We start from the raw sequence: 16,810 nt of genomic DNA, 5'->3' as shown, positions 1-16,810 counted from the left end.
TCCCGCGGCGGGGGCAGGAGAAGGCGATGCCGACACACACGATGAGGGCGATCCGGCTGCATGAGCACGGCGGACCTGAGGTGCTGCGCTACGACGAGGTGCCGATCCCCGAACCGGGGCCGGGCGAGGTGCTCGTTCGCGTGCACGCGGTCGGTGTCAATCCTCCGGACTGGTACCTGCGCGGCGGGCTGAACAGGATGCCCGGGTCGGAATCGACGGTCAGCCTGCCGGTGATTCCGGGGACGGACGTGTCCGGCGTCGTCGAGGCCGTCGCCGCGGACGTGGACGGCCTCGCCGTAGGTGATGAGGTCTTCGGTCTGCTGCGTTTTCCCAGCTTCGACGGCAGCGCCTACGCCGAGTACGTGGCCGCGCCCGCGGCGGACCTCGCACGCAAGCCGGCCGGCATCGACCATGTGCACGCCGCCGGGGCGCCCATGGCAGGGCTGACGGCGTGGCAGTTCCTGATCGAGCTCGGACACGACCACCCGTCGCCCTTCCAGGCGGCGCCGCATCGCCCGACGGCGCTCGACGCCGGGACGACGGTGCTCGTCAACGGCGCCGCGGGCGGCGTGGGGCACTTCGCGGTCCAGTTGGCGAAATGGAAGGGCGCACGAGTCATCGCGGTGGCGTCGGGCGCGCATGAGGCGTTTCTGCGCGGACTCGGCGCCGACCAGTTCATCGACTACACCAAGAGCCGGCCCGAAGACCTCGTGCACGACCTCGACCTCGTACTCGACACCGTCGGTGGCCCGCACAGCAGTCGCTTCCTGCACACGCTCAAGCGCGGCGGCGCCCAGTTCCCCGTGTTTCCCGGGGACTTCGACGAAGAGGAGACCGCGAAGCTGGGCGTCACGGTCTCCGTCACCCAGGTCCGCTCGAACGGCGCGCAGCTCGCCGAACTGGGTCGGCTGCTCGACGCGGGCACGGTGCGCGTCGCGGTGGACGGCACGTTCCCGCTCGCAGAGGCCCGAGCGGCCCACGAACGCGCCGCCCGAGGCCACATCCAGGGCAAGATCGTACTCACCGTCGCTTAGGAATCCCGACGCCCTTGGGTATCAACGCCCGCGCGGCGAGAAGGAAGAAGCCGGTCGGAAAGGGCCCGCTCCGACCGGCTTCCGTGTCCCGCGTCCCCGTCAGCTGTACACCACCCAGAGCTGCACGTCGATGGGCCTGTTGTCATAGCACCACCAGCTCAGCCACCGGGGATAATCGGTGGTCTCGGGTGAGTACGTCCAGCACAGTGGGGCCATGACGATCTCCGGGGCCCCGTTCATGCCTGGCATCGAGCTGTCCGAGGTCTTCTACGAGGAGGCGGTGGAGCCGATCCTCCGGGATGCGTTTCCCGGGCTGCGACACGCGGCCGCTCGGATCGGCAGCGGTTCTGAGGTGCTGGGCTTCGACACACCGCGGTCGGCAGATCATGAGTGGGGCCCGCGGCTGGAGCTCTTCCTGACAGCCGAGGACAAGGCTCAGCACGCTGCCGCGATCCGTCGCACCTTGGCCCAAAAACTGCCGAAGCACGTTCGGGGCCGGCCCACCCACTTCGAGGAGAGCGGCGATCCGCTGGACCCCGTCGGGCGTATGCAGCCGACCGACGGCCCGGTCAACCATCGCGTGGACGTGTACGACGTGGACGAATGGCTTTCCGCGCAGCTCGGAGTGCCTTCCGCCGGTGCGGAGCTGACCACTCGTGAATGGCTGGCGATCCCGCAGCAGCGGCTTGCCGAGGCCACGGGTGGAGCGGTGTTCCACGACGGGCTCGGCACTCTCACCGACGCCCGGCGGCGGCTGGCGTGGTATCCGGACCAGGTGTGGAGGTATCTGCTGGCCTGCCAGTGGCAACGCATCTCGCAGGAAGAAGCGTTCGTGGGACGCTGCGCGGAAGTCGGTGACGACATCGGTTCGGCCGTCGTGGCCGCTCGTCTGGTGCGTGATCTGATGCGCCTGTGCCTGCTGCTGGAGCGCCGCTACGCCCCCTACGGCAAGTGGCTCGGCAGCGCCTTCAGCCGGCTCCCTGCGGCCACGTCGCTCAAGCCGGCTTTTCGTGCTGCGCTGGCAGCGACAGACCACCGGACGCGGGAGGCGCATCTGTGCGACGCCTATGAGTTCGTCGCTGCTTTGCAGAACGCGTCCGGGCTCAACACGCCGGTGGACCCGAAGCGGCGGCCCTACCACTCGCGCCCCTTCCAGGTGCTGCGCGCCGAGCGTTTCGCGCAGGCTCTTGCGGCGACGGTCACGGACCCGGACCTTCGGACGTCGGCACTTGTGGGCAGCGTGGACCAGTGGGCAGACAGCACCGACCTGCTCAACCAGCCCCAAGCACTGCAGGCCGCGGCACGCGCTCTCACATGGGAGTGAAGCCGGAACAGCTCCGTACGCTGACCCAGAACGAGCACGTTCGGACCGCTCAGCCATGGGTCACCCGCAGGGTGGCAGGCGGGTCTCCTGAGCTGGTGATCGCGAGGGATCCGTCCCGGTCCGTGCGGAGCACCATCGCGCCCATCGACCGCAGCGCCGACATGGTCACGGGTGCCGGGTGGCCGTACGGGTTGTCCGCACCGCAGGAGATGAGCGCCACCCGTGGAGACACGACGCGTATCAACTCCGGGTCCTGATAGGCCGAGCCATGATGGGCGACCTTGAGGACGTCCACTCCGGTCAGTCCGGCCAGCGCCGGGGATCTGAGCAGCGCCCGCTGGGCCGTCGGTTCCAGATCGCCGAGCAGCAGCAGCCGCAGCCCGGCCGACCGTACGAGCAGGGTGACGCTCGCGTCGTTGGGGCCGTCCGGCTCCGGGCCCGGGCGCGGCCACAGCACCTGCCAGGCGAGCTGGCCGGTGCGTCGCTGCTCCCCGGCGACCGCACGGGTCACCGGAATGTGCCGCCCGGCTGCCTCCCTCCTGACGAACTCCGCCTGCTCCGCGGGCTCTTCGTACCCCGTCGTCTCGATCGCGGCCACCGAGCGCCCGCGCAGCACCCCGGGCAGACCCGCGACATGGTCGGCATGGAAGTGGGTGAGCACGAGGAGCGGGATACGGGTGATGCCGAGGTCCCGCAGACAGCGGTCGACGAGCGTCGGATCGGGGCCCGCGTCCACGACCACCGCGCTGCCCTCCCCCGCCGCGAGCACCGTCGCGTCCCCCTGTCCCACGTCGCACATCGCATACCGCCAGCCGGGCGGCGGCCAGCCCGTGATCACCCGGGTCACCGGCGCCGGGCGCACCACCAGCAGCAGGAGCAGCAGCGCACACAGTCCGCACCACCACGGGCGCCGGGCCAGCCGCCGCCCGACGAGGACCAGGGCCACCGTGACCGCGGCCAGCAGCAGCGCCCCCGTCCAGCCGCCCGGCCAGTCCACGCCCGCGCCGGGCAACGCGGCGCCGGTCCGTGCGACCCTCGCGATCCAGTCGGCCGGCCAACTGGCGCACCAGGCCAGCGCCTTCGCCACCGGCATCGCCGGCGGCGCGACGGCCAGCGCCGCGAACCCCAGGACCGTGGCGGGCGCGATCGCGATCTCGGCAAGCAGGTTGCACGGCACCGCCACCAGGCTCACCCGCGCCGACAGCACCGCGACGACCGGCGCGCACACGGCCTGCGCTGCGGCGGCCGCGGCCAACGCCTCCGCCGCCCGCCGCGGCACCCCGCGCCGGCGCAGCGCCGCGCTCCAACCGGGAGCGAGCACCAGCAGCGCGCCGGTGGCCAGCACCGACAGCAGGAATCCGTAACTGCGGGCCAGCCACGGGTCGTAGAGCACCAGCAGCAGTACGGCCGTCGCCAGCGCCGGGATCAGGGACCGGCGGCGGCCGGTGGCCAGGGCGAGCAGCGCCACGGCCCCGCAGGCCGCCGCCCGCAGCACGCTCGGATCGGGTCGGCACACGACGACGAAGCCGAGCGTGAGCGCCCCCGCGAGCAGCGCCGTGGTCCGCAGCGAGAGCCCGAGGCGCGGGGCGATCCCGCGGCGTTCGACGTGCGCGGCCAGGCCGGGCGGCCCGACGAGCAGGACGAGCAGGATGGTGAGGTTGCTGCCGGAGACCGCCAGCGTGTGTGTCAGGTCCGTCGCCTTGAATGCCTCGTCCAGTTCCGGGGTGATCCGTGAGGTGTCCCCGACGACCAGGCCGGGCAGCAGCGCCCGTGCGTCGCCGGGCAGTTCGTCGGTCGCCGCCCGCAGTCCGGCCCGCAGCCGGCCGGCCAGCCGCTGCGGCCCGTTCGGCTCGCCCACGACCTCGGGCACGGCCTCCTTCGTCACGCGCAGCACCGCGGCGAGCCCGTCCCCGCCCAACAGCGCGGGCGCCAGTCGCGCACCCACCCGCAGCCGGGTGGAGGGCAGCAGCGCCAGCCAGGCCGAACGCGCACCGCGCGGGCCCGCGCCGGTGGTGCCTGACGGTTCCGGGACACCCGTCCGAGCCGGTCCCCGGATGTGCGTCCGAGCCGGTGCAGGGACGCCCGCGTCGACGATCATCAGCACCGGCGCCCGCGTCGTCACGGCCGTCCCGTCGGCACGTTCCACGCGCCGTACCTCGGCGCGGGCCAGCACGGTGGCCGGGGCGGTGCGATCGCCGCGCACCCGTGGTCTGCTGAGCCAGGGGTCGGAGCCGAGCCTGACCTCCACCGTCACCGTGGCGTACCGGTGGGCCAGTTCGGGCACCGGTCCGCGGCGGGTGTCCGCCCCGTGCAGCCCGGCGGACGCGGCCGCCGCGGCGACGCACAGCAGTACGGCGGCGACCGAGGCGCGCGGCCAGGTCCACCACGCGGGCGCGCGCACCGTCCGCCGTGGTCCCGTGGGCGGGCCCTTGGTCCGCCGGGTCGCACGGCGCCGGCCGACACCGAGCCCACGGGTCAGGAGCAGGACCGCTCCCATCAAAGCGCCGGTCGCGACACCCGCGGTCCACGGCGGCGACGCGTCCAGGGCCAGCGCCGCCGTCGCCCAGGCCGCCAGCGCGGGCGGCACGAGACGCAGGTCCGTCGGCCCCTCCTGGCGGGGGTGCGCGGCGCCGAGCCGGCGTCCGGAGGCGGCGTGTACGGCGGGGCGGTCGGCCCGGCCCGCCGACGAGGCACCTCCCGTCCCGGCGGGCTCGGGCACGGCGGGCCCGGTCCCGGCGGGCAGCACGGCGGGCTCGGGCACGGGCGGCTGGGGCCCGGTCGGCTGGGGTGGGATGGACTCAGGAACGGTCCGCTGGGGCGGGGTCCTCTCGGGCGGGGCGCACTCGGGAGCAGTCCGCTCGGGCGGGGTCGGCCGGTGGCTCATGGCTGGACCAGGTTCCGCAGGTCGGCGAAGCGCCGGTCGCCGATCCCGTTGACCTCGCGGAGTTCGTCCACCGAGCGGAAACCGCCGTGCTGCGTGCGGTAGTCGATGATGTGCTGGGCCAGCACGGGGCCCACGCCCGGCAGGGTGTCGAGCTGGTCCACGGTGGCCGAGTTCAGGGAGACGGGGGTCGCGGGGCCGGCCGCCCCCGCGATGGCGCCCGCCCGGCCGGGCACGGACGCCCCACCGGCCGCGGGGCCGGTCGCCGCGGCGGGGTCGCCGACCACGATCTGCTCGCCGTCCACGAGGAAGCGGGCCCGGTTGAGGCCGTCGGTGTCGGTTCCCGGACGCACGCCGCCCGCCGCGGTCAGCGCATCGACGACCCGCGAACCCGCGGGCAGCCGATGGATTCCGGGCTTGCGCACCTTGCCGCTGACATCGACCACGATCTCCGCGCCCGCCGTCCCCGGAGCGGGCCCGGCCGAGCCGCCCGGGCTGATGCCACCGCCGTGTCCCGGCTTCTCGCCGTCCTCGTCCGCCGCGCCTTCTTTCCCCGTGTCCTCCGCCGCGAACGGGGCCTCAGCCCGCACCACTTGGGGCGCGCGCACCGACTGGGTACGGCCGGTCCAGAAGTGCAGCACGGCGAACACCGCGACCGCGGCGACCAGCACCGCGAGCGCGAGCGCACCGCGTCGCTCCAGCCCGCACCTGGCCTGCAACCACAGCGGCATGCGCTCCCGCAAGGCGGTCCCCGCGCGCTCCCGCCAGCCCGGCACGGCAGATCCGATCGGGGCGTCAGCCGGGAGGGTGTCCCCCTCAGCCGGGTCATCCGGGTCATCCAGATCGCCCAGGTCATCCGGGCCGTCCCGGTCAGGCGGCGCGGCCACGGCTGCCGTCCGCGCCGGACTCGGCCCGGGCGCCCCGCCGGTCCCAGCCGGCGGCGCCTTCGCTGCCGCCGTGCGACCAGGGAAGGGTGCGCCCGGCGGACCATGGCCCGACTCCCGGCGTTCGCCCATCTCCCGGCCCGCCTCCGGCTCCTGGCGCGCGCCGTGCGCCCAGTGGCGGGCCCGTGGTTCCCCGGCGTGTTCGCCGAAGAGTAGTTCCGCGCGGCGGCGCAGTTCCTCCGCCGGTGCGTGGCGGTGGCGTGGTGGACGGCGGGCGGGTGGGCGGCGGTGTCGGGTGCGGCCGTCGGAGGCGGGGCCGCGGCCCGGGCCGCTGGTCGCGGTCGTGATGCGTGAGCGTGATCGAAGTGACATGCGACGAGGATCGGGCATTCCGCCACATCGCGATGATCTTGCTCAATTCCCGGGGATTACCGCCCGGTTGTGGAAAACCCCGTCACCCGTACGAGAGCCACAGCCCGCGGCGACGTGCCACGGGCCTCACCTCGGTGAGACGACGGCGCCCAGCAGCCCGGGCCCGGTGTGCGCGCCGATCACCGCCCCGACCTCGCTCACATGCAGGTCGGCCAGCCCCGGCACCCGCGTCCGCAGCCGCTCGGCCAGGGCCGACGCCCGGTCGGGGGCGGCGAGATGATGGACGGCGATGTCGACGTCGGCGCCGCCCGCACGGTCGGCGACGATCTCCTCAAGGCGGGCGATCGCCTTCGACGCCGTACGCACCTTCTCCAGCGGTTCGATCCGGCCGCCCTCCAGTTGCAGCAGCGGCTTGACGGCGAGAGCGGACCCCAACAGGGCCTGGGCGGCGCCGATACGGCCGCCGCGCCGCAGATAGTCGAGCGTGTCGACGTAGAAGTAGGCGCAGGTGCCCGCGGCCCGTTTCTCGGCCGCCGTGACCGCCTCGTCCACGGTGCCGCCCGCCTCCGCCGCCTCGGCCGCGGCGAGCGCGCAGAATCCGAGGGCCATCGCGACCATTCCGGTGTCCACCACCCGCACGGGCACGGGCGCCTCGCGGGCCGCGGCGACCGCCGCGTCGTACGTGCCCGACAACTCGGCGGACAGATGCAGCGAGACGATGCCGGCGGCGCCGGACTCGGCGACCCTGCGATAGGTTTCCGCGAACATCGCAGGGCTGGGGCGGGAGGTGGTGACGGGGCGCCGCTTCTGCAGCGCCTGGGCCAGGAAGCGGGTCGAGACCTCGGTGCCCTCTTCGAGCGCCTGGTCGCCGAGGACCACGGTCAGGGGTACCGCGGTGATGCCGTGCCGATCCATCGTCAGGGGCGGCAGGTAGGCCGTTGAATCGGTGACGATCGCGACATGGCGGGACATGAGCTGGAGGTTACCTGGCGTATCGCCCGCACTGCAGCCCGACCCCTCGCGCCTCGGCCGGAACCGGCGGGTTCAGGTGGTGCTCTCGGGCCGGGGCTTCTTCTGCCAGGGATAGGCCGGACGCGGGCCCGGCGGGGTGATGGCGGGCCGGTTCGGTTCCGCGGCCGGTTCGGGCCGCGGGGGCTGGGGCCAGGTCTGCGGGCCGTGGGCACCGTCGGCCGCTGGGGCGTCGGGCCACGGGGGCGCCGGGGTGCCCGACTGCCGACCGGGGCCCGGCGGTGCGGCGGAAGCGTCCGGTTCGTCATGCTGCCAGTGCCGCAACGCGCCGGTCTCGACGTCGATCTGTGCGCTCAGCGCGTCCAGGTCGTCGTCGGTGAAGCGGTGGGCACGGTCCCGGGCGGCCCAGCGCAGCGAGTCCGCGGACCGGGTGATCCGTTCGGTGCGGCCGCGCAGTTCGGGCAGGCGCGCGGCGAGTTCGGCACGGTCCGGCTCGGACTCCAGGCGCCTGAGTTCGGCGTCCAGTTCATGGCCGTGTGCGCTCAGCCGCTCGAAGAGGCCGAGGGACTCCTTCAGCGACGCGTCCTCCACCACGCCCGCGTGCAGCGCGTCGCGCGTGGCCCGCATCGAGGTGCGCAGGTCGAGCCGGAGCTTGGCGATCTCGCTGGCCGGACCCAGCTGGGCGAAGGACTTGGCGCGCAGGGTGTGGTCCTCGACGGTGCGGCGGGCCTGGGTGACCGTGCGGTCGACGCCCCGTTTGGCCGCGCCGATCACCTTGATCGTGGCGTACCCGCCCAGGACGACGAAGAGCAGGAAGAGCACGGCGAACACTGTGATCACTGTTTCCACGACGCTCCTCCTCCGGCCTCACGGCGCTACCCGCCCCGCTCCTCCACGGTAAACGCAGCGGGCAGGCCCGGGGTTCCGAAAAACCCCGAACCTGCCCGTAGGGGATGCCCCGGAGGCAGTGACCGGCGCGTTTAGGCGGGGACGATGTTCACCAGCTTGGGCGCGCGCACGATCACCTTGCGGATACCGGCGCCGTCCAGCGCGGCGACGACCTTCTCGTCGGCCAGCGCCACCTTCTCCAGTTCCTCCTCGGAGATGGACGGCGGGACCTCCAGGCGGGCCTTGACCTTGCCCTTGACCTGAACGACGCAGGTCACGGTCTCGTCGACGACGTAGGCGGGATCGGCGACCGGGAAGTCGCGGTGGACGACGGAGTCGGTGTGGCCCAGGCGGTGCCACAGTTCCTCGGCGATGTGCGGGGCCAGCGGGGCGATCATCAGCACCAGCGGCTCGGCGATGGTGCGCGGGACCGCTCCGCCCGCCTTGGTCAGGTGGTTGTTCAGCTCCGTGACCTTGGCGATGGCGGTGTTGAAGCGCATGCCCTCCAGGTCCTGGCGCACACCGTCGATGGCCTTGTGCAGGGCGCGCAGCGTGTCCTCGTCGGGCTCGGCCGCGGTGACGGTGACCTCGCCGGTGGTCTCGTCGACGATGTTGCGCCACAGCCGCTGCAGCAGCCGGAACTGGCCGACCACCGCGCGCGTGTCCCACGGCCGGGACACGTCCAGGGGGCCCATCGCCATCTCGTACAGGCGCAGCGTGTCGGCGCCGTACTCGGCGCAGATCTCGTCGGGGGTCACCGCGTTCTTCAGGGACTTGCCCATCTTGCCCAGCAGGCGGGTGACCTTCTCGCCCTGGTAGTAGTAGGCGCCGTCGCGCTCCTCCACCTCGGCGGCCGGCACCGCGATGCCCCGGCCGTCCCGGTAGACGTAGGCCTGGATCATGCCCTGGTTGAACAGCTTGTGGAACGGCTCGGCCGAGGAGACATGCCCCAGGTCGTACAGGACCTTGGACCAGAAACGGGCGTACAGCAGGTGCAGCACGGCGTGCTCGGCGCCGCCGACGTACAGGTCGACGCCGCCGTGCGGCATGCCCTCGCGCGGGCCCATCCAGTAGCGCTCGATCTCGGGGTCGACCAGCTGCCGGTCGTTGTGCGGGTCCAGGTAGCGCAGCTCGTACCAGCAGGAGCCGGCCCAGTTGGGCATGGTGTTGGTCTCGCGGCGGTACTTCTTCGGTCCGTCGCCCAGGTCCAGGGTGACGTTGACCCACTCCTCGTTGCGCGACAGCGGCGTCTCGGGCTGGGTGTCGGCGTCGTCCGGGTCGAAGGTGCGCGGCGAGTAGTCCTCGACCTCGGGCAGTTCCAGGGGCAGCATCGACTCGGGCAGCGCGTGGGCGATGCCGTCCTCGTCGTAGACGATCGGGAAGGGCTCGCCCCAGTAGCGCTGGCGGCTGAACAGCCAGTCGCGCAGGCGGAAGTTGACGGTGCCCTCGCCGATGCCCCGGCGCTCCAGCCATTCGGTGACGCGTGCCTTGGCGTCGGCGACGGGCAGGCCGTCCAGGGAGATGTCGTCGTTCGAGGAGTTGATGATCTTCGCGTCGTACGACGCGAAGGCGTCCTCCCACGTCGAGGTGTCGGTGCCGCGGCCGTCGGTCGGCTCGACGATGCAGGTGATCGGCAGCTCGAAGGCCCGCGCGAACTCGAAGTCGCGCTGGTCGCCCGCCGGTACGGCCATGATCGCGCCGGTGCCGTAGCCCATCAGGACGTAGTCGGCGATGAAGACGGGGATCCGGTCGCCGTTGACCGGGTTGGTGGCGAACGCGCCGGTGAAGACGCCGGTCTTGTCCTTGGCCTCGGCCTGCCGCTCGACGTCCGACTTCGAGGCGGCCTGCGCGCGGTAGGCGGCGACGGCCTCGCCTGGGGTCGCGTGGCCGCCGGTCCACACCTCGTGGGTGCCCTCGGGCCAGGTGGCCGGGGTGAACTTCTCGACCAGCGGGTGCTCGGGCGCCAGCACCATGTAGGTCGCGCCGAACAGGGTGTCCGGGCGCGTGGTGAAGACCGTGATGTGCTCGCCGTCGATCGGGAAGTCGACGCGGGCGCCTTCGGAGCGGCCGATCCAGTTGCGCTGCTGCAGCTTGATGGCCTCGGGCCAGTCCAGCTCCTCCAGGTCCGCCAGCAGCCGGTCGGCGTACGCGGTGATGCGCATGTTCCACTGGCGCAGCTTGGCCTTGAAGACCGGGAAGTTGCCGCGCTCGGAGCGGCCGTCGGCGGTGACCTCCTCGTTGGCCAGCACGGTGCCCAGGCCGGGGGACCAGTTGACGGGCGCGTCGGAGGCGTAGGCCAGCCGGAAGCCGCCCAGTACGTCGGCGCGCTCGGTGGCGGTCAGCTCCTGCCACGCGCGCGTGTGGCCCGGCACGGCGCGCTCACCGGACTCGAACTGGGCGATCAGCTGGGCGATCGGGCGGGCCTTGCCGGCCTCGTCGTCGTACCAGGAGTTGAAGATCTGCAGGAAGATCCACTGGGTCCACTTGTAGTAGTCCGGGTCGATCGTGGCGAACGACCGGCGCTTGTCGTGGCCCAGGCCCAGCCGGCGCAGCTGGGACTTCATGTTCGCGATGTTGGCCTCGGTGGACACGCGCGGGTGCGTGCCGGTCTGCACGGCGTACTGCTCGGCGGGCAGCCCGAAGGCGTCGAAGCCCAGGGTGTGCAGGACGTTGTGGCCGGTCATCCGCTGGAACCGGGCGAACACGTCGGTGGCGATGTAGCCCAGGGGGTGACCGACGTGCAGGCCCGCACCGGAGGGGTACGGGAACATGTCCATGATGAACTTCTTGGGCCTGGCGACCGTCGCGGGGTCGCCGGCCAGGTCACCCTTCGGGTTCGGCGCGGCGTAGGTGCCCTCGGCGTCCCAGAAGTCCTGCCAGCGTGCCTCGATCTCGGCGGCCATGGCTGCCGTGTAGCGGTTCGGCGCCGCCTCTGCCGACGCGGCGGCAGGGGCAGCGGGGTTCGTCTCGCTCATGATCCTCAAAGCTCCATCGGTCGTCTCTGCCTGCGGAAACGAAAAATCCCCTCGCACAGGAGGGGATGCCGCGCCGATGCCGACCACGGTACTCACCGGCGGTCGGGACTGATCAGCGCGGCCCGCTAAGCAGAAGGCGTACGGCACGCATGGCGTCAGGGTACCGCAGGGCTTGAGCAAGCCGCGACGCGCTTCCGTATGCCTGGTTGACCCGACGAGCACGGAATGAGGTTCACGTGTTACTTCGCGTAACAGCCACTAACGGACATCACAACAGTCGCATTGTCCTTTGATAACAACGCAATAACTCAAACCTCGTACTGATCGGTATGACGCCGCTTAGAGTGCGGCAGCGGGACCGCTCACCCGGACTGCTCGGAGTTACCCCCCATGAACCCTCGTCGTAGTAACAGTTCCCTCCCCAAACCGGGCCGGTCGGCCTATGGGGTGGCGACCGCCGTCGTCCTGCTCCTCATACCCGTGGTCGTGCTGCTCGGAGGCGACTGGCTCCAGGAATTCCTCAACTTCGGCGCGGGCGTCCTGTCCCTCGTCTGCCTGACCTCCTCGGTGATCTGGGGTCTGGTCGCCCAGGACCGGCTCATCCTCAACACCCGGCAGCGGATCATTGCCCAGGGCATCCACCGCGTGACCGCCGTCGCGTCGATCGCCTTCCTCCTGGTGCACATCACGATCAAGCTGGCGCTGGAGCACACGGTCCTGGTCGCCGCCGTGATCCCCTTCAGCCTCGGCGTCACTGGCAGCGCCGGGCTGATCGGCCTCGGCTCCCTGGCCGCCCTGCTCATGATCTTCGTGGGCGTCACCGGGGCGCTCCGCAACCAGTTCGCGTCCCCGGCCCCGGTCGCGGCGCGCTGGCGTGCCATGCACATGCTGGCCTACCCCGCCCTGTGCGCGGCCCTGATCCACGGCCTGTTCGCGGGCCGCCCGGCCAAGACGTTCTTCATGGTGTCCTACGAACTGTGCCTGGCCGCAGTGATGGCCGCCCTCGCGTTGCGCGCGGCGCCGCGCCCCTTCAAGCGCAAGGTCGCCGACCGGATCGTCGCCGTCCTCGGCGAAGAGCGCGGCGCGGGCCGCGACGATCTGGAGGCGAGCCGGGCCCGCCGGAGCGAGGGCGGCGCCACACTGCCCGGCTACGAGAAGCAGGCCGCGTACGCCGACGCCACCGGCTCCGCGCGACGCGCCCCGGCGCCGCAGTACGACGCCCAGGCCGCTCCCGGCACCCCGGACGGCCCTGCCGGCTTCGCGGCCGCCTACCGGGCCGTCTCGACGCCCCAGCAGCCCCAGCAGCCCTTCGCGGCCGACCAGACCGCGCGCATGGACCTGCCGCCGGATCTGCAGGCCACGGCGGCGATGCCGCGCACGGACGCCCCGTCGAGCACGTCGGGCAGCTGGCCGATCCCGTCCCCGCCGCCGGTCGGCGAGGCGCCCCCGTCGGCGTACGACCCGCTCCAGGACACCGGATACAACATCCCGGTCTACGGCAATCCGGGCGCCGGCGGCTACGCCGGCAGTGACGTGTACGACACCGGTGAGACGAACACCCTCTACGGCACGTACAACCGCAATGACACGTACAACAGCGGTCCCGCCACTGAACCATCGCCCGGCGCGTCGTTCGACGCACCGGGTTCGGGCGAACCTTGGAACACGCCTTCCGGAGGCTACAGGTGAACGAGGCCCTGCCCGACGTCCCAGAAGTCCGCGTGGTCGGCCTTCCCCAGCTCACGTCGGGCTTCGACCTTGTCGAACGGCTCGATCTGCCCATGCATCTGAAGGTGCACGGGCCGCTCGAACCCATGGGCGGCGAACAGCTCGCGCAGCTCGCCGAACGCATCAACCTGAAGGGCCGCGGCGGCGCGGGCTTCCCTTTCCACAAGAAGCTGCGCTCGGTCGCCGAATCGGCGATCAAGCGCGGCGTCCGGCCGGTCGTCGTCGTCAACGGAAGCGAGGACGAACCGGCCTGCCGCAAGGACACCGTGCTCATCAACCGTGCCCCGCACCTGATCCTGGACGGGGCGCTGCTGTGCGCCGAGGCGCTGGGCGCGCGCACGCTCGTGGTGGGCGTCACCCGTGAGTCCACACAGCGCTCCATGGAGGCCGCCCTCGCCGAGCGCGGCCTCAGCAACAGCCGGCGTTCGGCGCTGCGCGCGAGCGTGCAGCGCAACCCGGTCCGCATGGTCACCGGTGCCGCCGCGTCGCTGATCCGCTCCATCGACGGGGGCCCGGCGATCCCGCCCGGCCGCAAGATCAGCGCCTCGCAGAGCGGCGTCGGCGGCGCGCCCACGCTGCTGTCCAACGCCGAGACGTTCGCCCAGCTGGCGATCGCCGCCCGCATCGGCCCCGACCGCTACGGCAACACCGGCCTGTACGACGAGCCGGGCACCGTCATGCTGACCGTCTCCGGCGCGGTCGCCCGCCCCATGGTGATCGAGGTCCCCACGGGGGTGCCCCTGCGCTACGTCCTGCAGCTGGCGGGCGCCCCGCCGGTGCCGCAGGGCGTGCTGACTGGCGGCTACCACGGCAAGTGGATCGACGCGGCCACCGTCAACGAGGCGGTCGTCTCCCGCAACTCCCTGGACGCCGTGGGCGGTTCACTGGGCGCGGGCGCGATCCTGCCGATCAGCCAGGAGACCTGCCCGCTGGGCGAGTCGCTGCGCGTGGCGCAGTGGCTCGCCGAGGAGAGCGCGGGTCAGTGCGGTCCCTGCTACCTCGGCCTGCCCGCCGCCGCGCGCGGCATGGAGGACATCCTCAACGGCGGCGGACCTGCCGCCCTGGAAGCGCTCAAGCAGGTCGCGAAGAACGTGAAGCGGCGCGGCGCCTGCTCGCACCCGGACGGCTCGGCGATGTTCCTGGAGTCGACCGTCAAGGCGTTCACCGACGACCTCGCCGCGCACGTCCTCGGAAACGGCTGCGGACGGCCCGTGGAGGGCGTTCTGCCGCTCTTCGAGGGCGGCAGGACCCCGACGGGCATCCCGGGCGGCGGCGAGGCCGAGGAGACCGGTCCGAGCCGCCAGAAGATCTACGTCGACTGGACGCTGTGCCGGGGCCACGGGCTGTGCGCGGACATCCTCCCGGAGGTCTTCGAACTGGGCGCCGACGGATTCCCGACCGTCGCGCAGGCGCAGGTGCCCCGGTACGCGGAGGCCAAGGCGCTGCGCGCGGTGCGCCGCTGCCCCGCGCTGGCGCTGCGCATCGAGGAGGACACCCGCTCCCAGGCGCCGTCCCGCAACCTTCCGGTCCTCTCCCAGGGCCGCGGCCGCCGCGCCCTCGGCCGCTGAACACGACCGACGGCGGGTCGCCCCGGTCCGGGGTGACCCGCCGTCGCACGGCGACAAGCGCCGTACACGCCGAAGGCGGACCATCCGTTCGGATGATCCGCCTTCTACTCCTGTGGAGCTAAGGAGAATTGAACTCCTGACCTCCTGCATGCCATGCAGGCGCTCTACCAACTGAGCTATAGCCCCTTGTGGTCCCGCGGCCGAGCCGCTTGTCGACCGTGCCGCCCGGTTCCCCTGGCGGCGACGCCAACATTACACGGTCGACGGGGTACAGCACCAAATCGTTTCCTTTCTGCCCCGGTATGAAGGCTAGTGTCGGCCTTCGTGACCGTGATCGCGCCCTCCGGAGTCCGCCTTCGTGTGCCGGTCGCCCTGGGGGCGTGCCTGGTGTCCTTCGCCGCGTTCTGGACCGCGCAACGGGCCGCCCACGTGTCGATGATCGACCTGATGGTGTACCGGGCGGAGGGCGCGGCCGTCCGCGCGGGAGGCGATCTGTACGCCCTGCGGGCGACCGAGGCACATCTGCCCACCACCTACCCGCCGTTCGCGGCCCTGCTGTTCGCTCCGTTGACCCTCCCGGACACCGCGCTCCTGCGCACCCTGGCGACGCTCGGGAACCTCCTGCTCCTGGTGGCGTTCGTACGGCTGTCGCTGGAACTCGTCGGGCACACGCGCGTACTCGTCCACGCGCGCGTGGAGGGCGTCTGCTGGATCGCGGCGGTGGCCGTGTGGTGCGAACCGGTCTGGACGACGCTGCGCTACGGACAGGTCAATCTGCTGCTCGCCGTCCTGGTGCTGTGGGATCTCGCACGCCATCGTCCGGGCGGCCGCAACCGCTGGGCGGGCGCCGGGCTGGGGCTGGCCGCCGCGGTCAAGCTGACGCCCGCGCTGTTCGTGGTCCTTCTGGTCGCCACCGGCGTCGCGGCCCGGCTCCGGGGCGGCGACGGCGGACCGTGGCTGCGGCACGCGCGCGGGGCGGCCGTCGCCTTCGCCGCGGCGACCCTGCTGGCGGCGGCCGTGCTGCCGTACGACTCGTGGCGCTTCTGGACCGGCATGGTGTTCCGCGCCGACCGGGCGGGCCACGCGGAGGACACCGCCAACCAGGCCCTGCGCGGCGTGCTGGCCCGGCTGCTGCACACTCCGGAGCCGGGCGCCTGCTGGGCCCTGCTGGCGGCTGTGACGGCCGTCGCCGGACTGTGGGTGGCGGTCACCGCGGAGTTGCGGGACCGGCGCCCCTGGGCGGTGGCCGCCTGCGCGGTGACGGCGCTGCTGATCAGCCCGGTGTCGTGGTCGCACCACTGGGTGTGGTGCGTACCCGTGGTGCTGCTGCTGTGGACGCACGGCCGCCGGGCGCCGGCCGCGGGCGCCCTGGTGGTGTTCTGTTCGTACGCCCTGTGGTGGGTACCGCACGGCGACGGACGGCCCGAGTTGCACCAGGACGGCGCGGAGTTGACGCTGTCGGCCCTCTACGGAGGCTTCGGTCTGCTCTTCCTCGCGCTCGCCGGACATCGTTGCCGGGCCCGGCGAGCGATGGTCAGGCCGTGACGAACGAATAGAACCGCTTGAGGGTGCAGTGCTCCTCCAGAAGACGGCCGTAGATCGGCTCGCCCTCCAGCTCGCGGTACGTCTCGATCGGGTCGCCCTTTATGATCAGCGCCCGCGCGCATTCCTCGCACCAGTACTGGTACTCGGGGTTGATCGGTTCCATGTCGCGGACGATCGGCGTACCGCTCCCGCACCAGTCGCACTTCCGCCGGTGTGCACCCATCGATCAGCTCCAGCTGTGGCCGCAGGCCGTGCACACGTAGGAGATTCCGCCGTTGTCGCCCAGGACTTGGGCCACGTGCGCGGAACCGCAGGAAGGGCAGCTGAGCCGGGTGGCCGTGTCCCGTATCAACGCCGCGTCGAGGAGGTGGCCGCCCTCCTCGAGGATGCTCGCAGGCATCGCTACTCCCTCCCGTCGGGCCGCGCCCCCTTCCGGCCGTTTGATTCTGCCACGGCCGGACCAATACGGTCAGCGACGCCTCAGTACCAGTCCGGACACGGCAGCCGCCGCGGCCGGACCGGCCGGCGCCCTGCGCACGCTCAAAGCGCCTCCGCGGAGGTATACGCCCGCGGGGCCCCAAGTGACTCAAGCCGGTGCGAGAACAGTGCGCCGAACGACACCGACCAGCCGGCCGCCCCGGC

At 72.4% G+C, this 16,810-nt stretch carries 12 protein-coding genes and 1 tRNA gene; 5 read left to right on the top strand and 8 right to left on the bottom strand.

Annotated features, from left to right (window positions below; genetic code table 11):
• The first annotated feature begins 26 nt into the window (after positions 1–26).
• Both ACIRFL_RS26820 and ACIRFL_RS26815 read left to right on the top strand, forming a co-directional pair.
• Positions 27–1,034 (top strand): NADP-dependent oxidoreductase, encoded by a 1,008-nt coding sequence (locus ACIRFL_RS26820; protein ID WP_404033249.1) that lies wholly within the window; start codon positions 27–29, stop codon positions 1,032–1,034.
• A 214-nt stretch (positions 1,035–1,248) separates the two neighbouring features.
• Positions 1,249–2,358, top strand: a complete 1,110-nt coding sequence (locus ACIRFL_RS26815; protein WP_404033246.1) for a DUF4037 domain-containing protein — start codon at positions 1,249–1,251, stop codon at positions 2,356–2,358.
• 49 nt (positions 2,359–2,407) lie between these two features.
• On the opposite strand, the gene ACIRFL_RS26810 is transcribed toward ACIRFL_RS26815, so the two are convergent.
• The 5 genes from ACIRFL_RS26810 to leuS form a co-directional block, all read right to left on the bottom strand.
• Positions 2,408–5,077 carry a ComEC/Rec2 family competence protein gene (locus tag ACIRFL_RS26810; protein WP_404033366.1) on the bottom strand — a complete coding sequence of 890 codons (2,670 nt, stop codon included), beginning with the start codon at positions 5,075–5,077 and terminating at the stop codon, positions 2,408–2,410.
• Between the two features lie 161 nt (positions 5,078–5,238).
• Positions 5,239–6,255 (bottom strand): helix-hairpin-helix domain-containing protein, encoded by a 1,017-nt coding sequence (locus ACIRFL_RS26805; RefSeq protein WP_404033363.1) that lies wholly within the window; start codon positions 6,253–6,255, stop codon positions 5,239–5,241.
• 366 nt (positions 6,256–6,621) lie between these two features.
• The gene (locus ACIRFL_RS26800) at positions 6,622–7,467 is read right to left on the bottom strand and encodes a DegV family protein (protein WP_404033243.1); all 846 of its coding nucleotides are present in this window, start codon (positions 7,465–7,467) and stop codon (positions 6,622–6,624) included.
• 72 nt (positions 7,468–7,539) lie between these two features.
• Complete coding sequence (locus tag ACIRFL_RS26795) at positions 7,540–8,313, bottom strand: hypothetical protein (RefSeq protein ID WP_404033240.1); 774 nt, start codon at positions 8,311–8,313, stop codon at positions 7,540–7,542.
• A 131-nt stretch (positions 8,314–8,444) separates the two neighbouring features.
• Positions 8,445–11,327, bottom strand: coding sequence for a leucine--tRNA ligase (gene leuS / locus ACIRFL_RS26790; RefSeq protein WP_404033237.1), 2,883 nt, complete (start codon positions 11,325–11,327; stop codon positions 8,445–8,447).
• Positions 11,328–11,717: 390 nt separating this feature from the next.
• Here leuS and ACIRFL_RS26785 point away from each other — a divergent pair, with 390 nt between their 5' ends.
• On the top strand, positions 11,718–13,016 hold the full coding sequence (locus tag ACIRFL_RS26785) for a cytochrome b/b6 domain-containing protein (RefSeq protein ID WP_404033234.1): 1,299 nt from the start codon (positions 11,718–11,720) through the stop codon (positions 13,014–13,016).
• Positions 13,013–14,623 (top strand): NADH-ubiquinone oxidoreductase-F iron-sulfur binding region domain-containing protein, encoded by a 1,611-nt coding sequence (locus tag ACIRFL_RS26780; RefSeq protein WP_404033231.1) that lies wholly within the window; start codon positions 13,013–13,015, stop codon positions 14,621–14,623. The genes ACIRFL_RS26785 and ACIRFL_RS26780 overlap by 4 nt, the downstream gene beginning before the upstream one ends.
• A 113-nt stretch (positions 14,624–14,736) precedes the next feature.
• Here ACIRFL_RS26780 and ACIRFL_RS26775 read toward each other — a convergent pair.
• Positions 14,737–14,809 (bottom strand) — tRNA-Ala (locus ACIRFL_RS26775).
• A 138-nt stretch (positions 14,810–14,947) separates the two neighbouring features.
• On the opposite strand from ACIRFL_RS26775, the gene ACIRFL_RS26770 reads away from it, so the two are divergent.
• The gene (locus ACIRFL_RS26770) at positions 14,948–16,168 is read left to right on the top strand and encodes a glycosyltransferase 87 family protein (protein ID WP_404033228.1); all 1,221 of its coding nucleotides are present in this window, start codon (positions 14,948–14,950) and stop codon (positions 16,166–16,168) included.
• On the opposite strand, the gene ACIRFL_RS26765 is transcribed toward ACIRFL_RS26770, so the two are convergent.
• Positions 16,158–16,391 (bottom strand): hypothetical protein, encoded by a 234-nt coding sequence (locus ACIRFL_RS26765; RefSeq protein ID WP_004931461.1) that lies wholly within the window; start codon positions 16,389–16,391, stop codon positions 16,158–16,160. The genes ACIRFL_RS26770 and ACIRFL_RS26765 overlap by 11 nt on opposite strands.
• A 3-nt stretch (positions 16,392–16,394) precedes the next feature.
• On the bottom strand, positions 16,395–16,568 hold the full coding sequence (locus ACIRFL_RS26760) for a hypothetical protein (RefSeq protein ID WP_388712037.1): 174 nt from the start codon (positions 16,566–16,568) through the stop codon (positions 16,395–16,397).
• Positions 16,569–16,810: the final 242 nt, after the last annotated feature.

The organism is Streptomyces sp. NPDC102462 (assembly GCF_044765425.1).
GTDB lineage: Bacteria > Actinomycetota > Actinomycetes > Streptomycetales > Streptomycetaceae > Streptomyces.
Note: the sequence above shows the minus strand (reverse complement) of the source record. Positions and strands in the feature narration are given on the sequence as shown.

Excerpts from the sequence above, each read along its gene's own strand:
- ACIRFL_RS26820 (WP_404033249.1), top strand. The coding sequence starts at position 27 with ATGCCGACACACACGATGAGGGCGATCCGGCTGCATGAGCACGGCGGA.
- ACIRFL_RS26815 (WP_404033246.1), top strand. The coding sequence starts at position 1,249 with ATGACGATCTCCGGGGCCCCGTTCATGCCTGGCATCGAGCTGTCCGAG.
- ACIRFL_RS26805 (WP_404033363.1), bottom strand. The coding sequence starts at position 6,255 with ATGGGCGAACGCCGGGAGTCGGGCCATGGTCCGCCGGGCGCACCCTTC.
- ACIRFL_RS26800 (WP_404033243.1), bottom strand. The coding sequence starts at position 7,467 with ATGTCCCGCCATGTCGCGATCGTCACCGATTCAACGGCCTACCTGCCG.
- leuS (WP_404033237.1), bottom strand. The coding sequence starts at position 11,327 with ATGAGCGAGACGAACCCCGCTGCCCCTGCCGCCGCGTCGGCAGAGGCG.
- ACIRFL_RS26785 (WP_404033234.1), top strand. The coding sequence starts at position 11,718 with ATGAACCCTCGTCGTAGTAACAGTTCCCTCCCCAAACCGGGCCGGTCG.
- ACIRFL_RS26765 (WP_004931461.1), bottom strand. The coding sequence starts at position 16,391 with ATGGGTGCACACCGGCGGAAGTGCGACTGGTGCGGGAGCGGTACGCCG.
- ACIRFL_RS26760 (WP_388712037.1), bottom strand. The coding sequence starts at position 16,568 with ATGCCTGCGAGCATCCTCGAGGAGGGCGGCCACCTCCTCGACGCGGCG.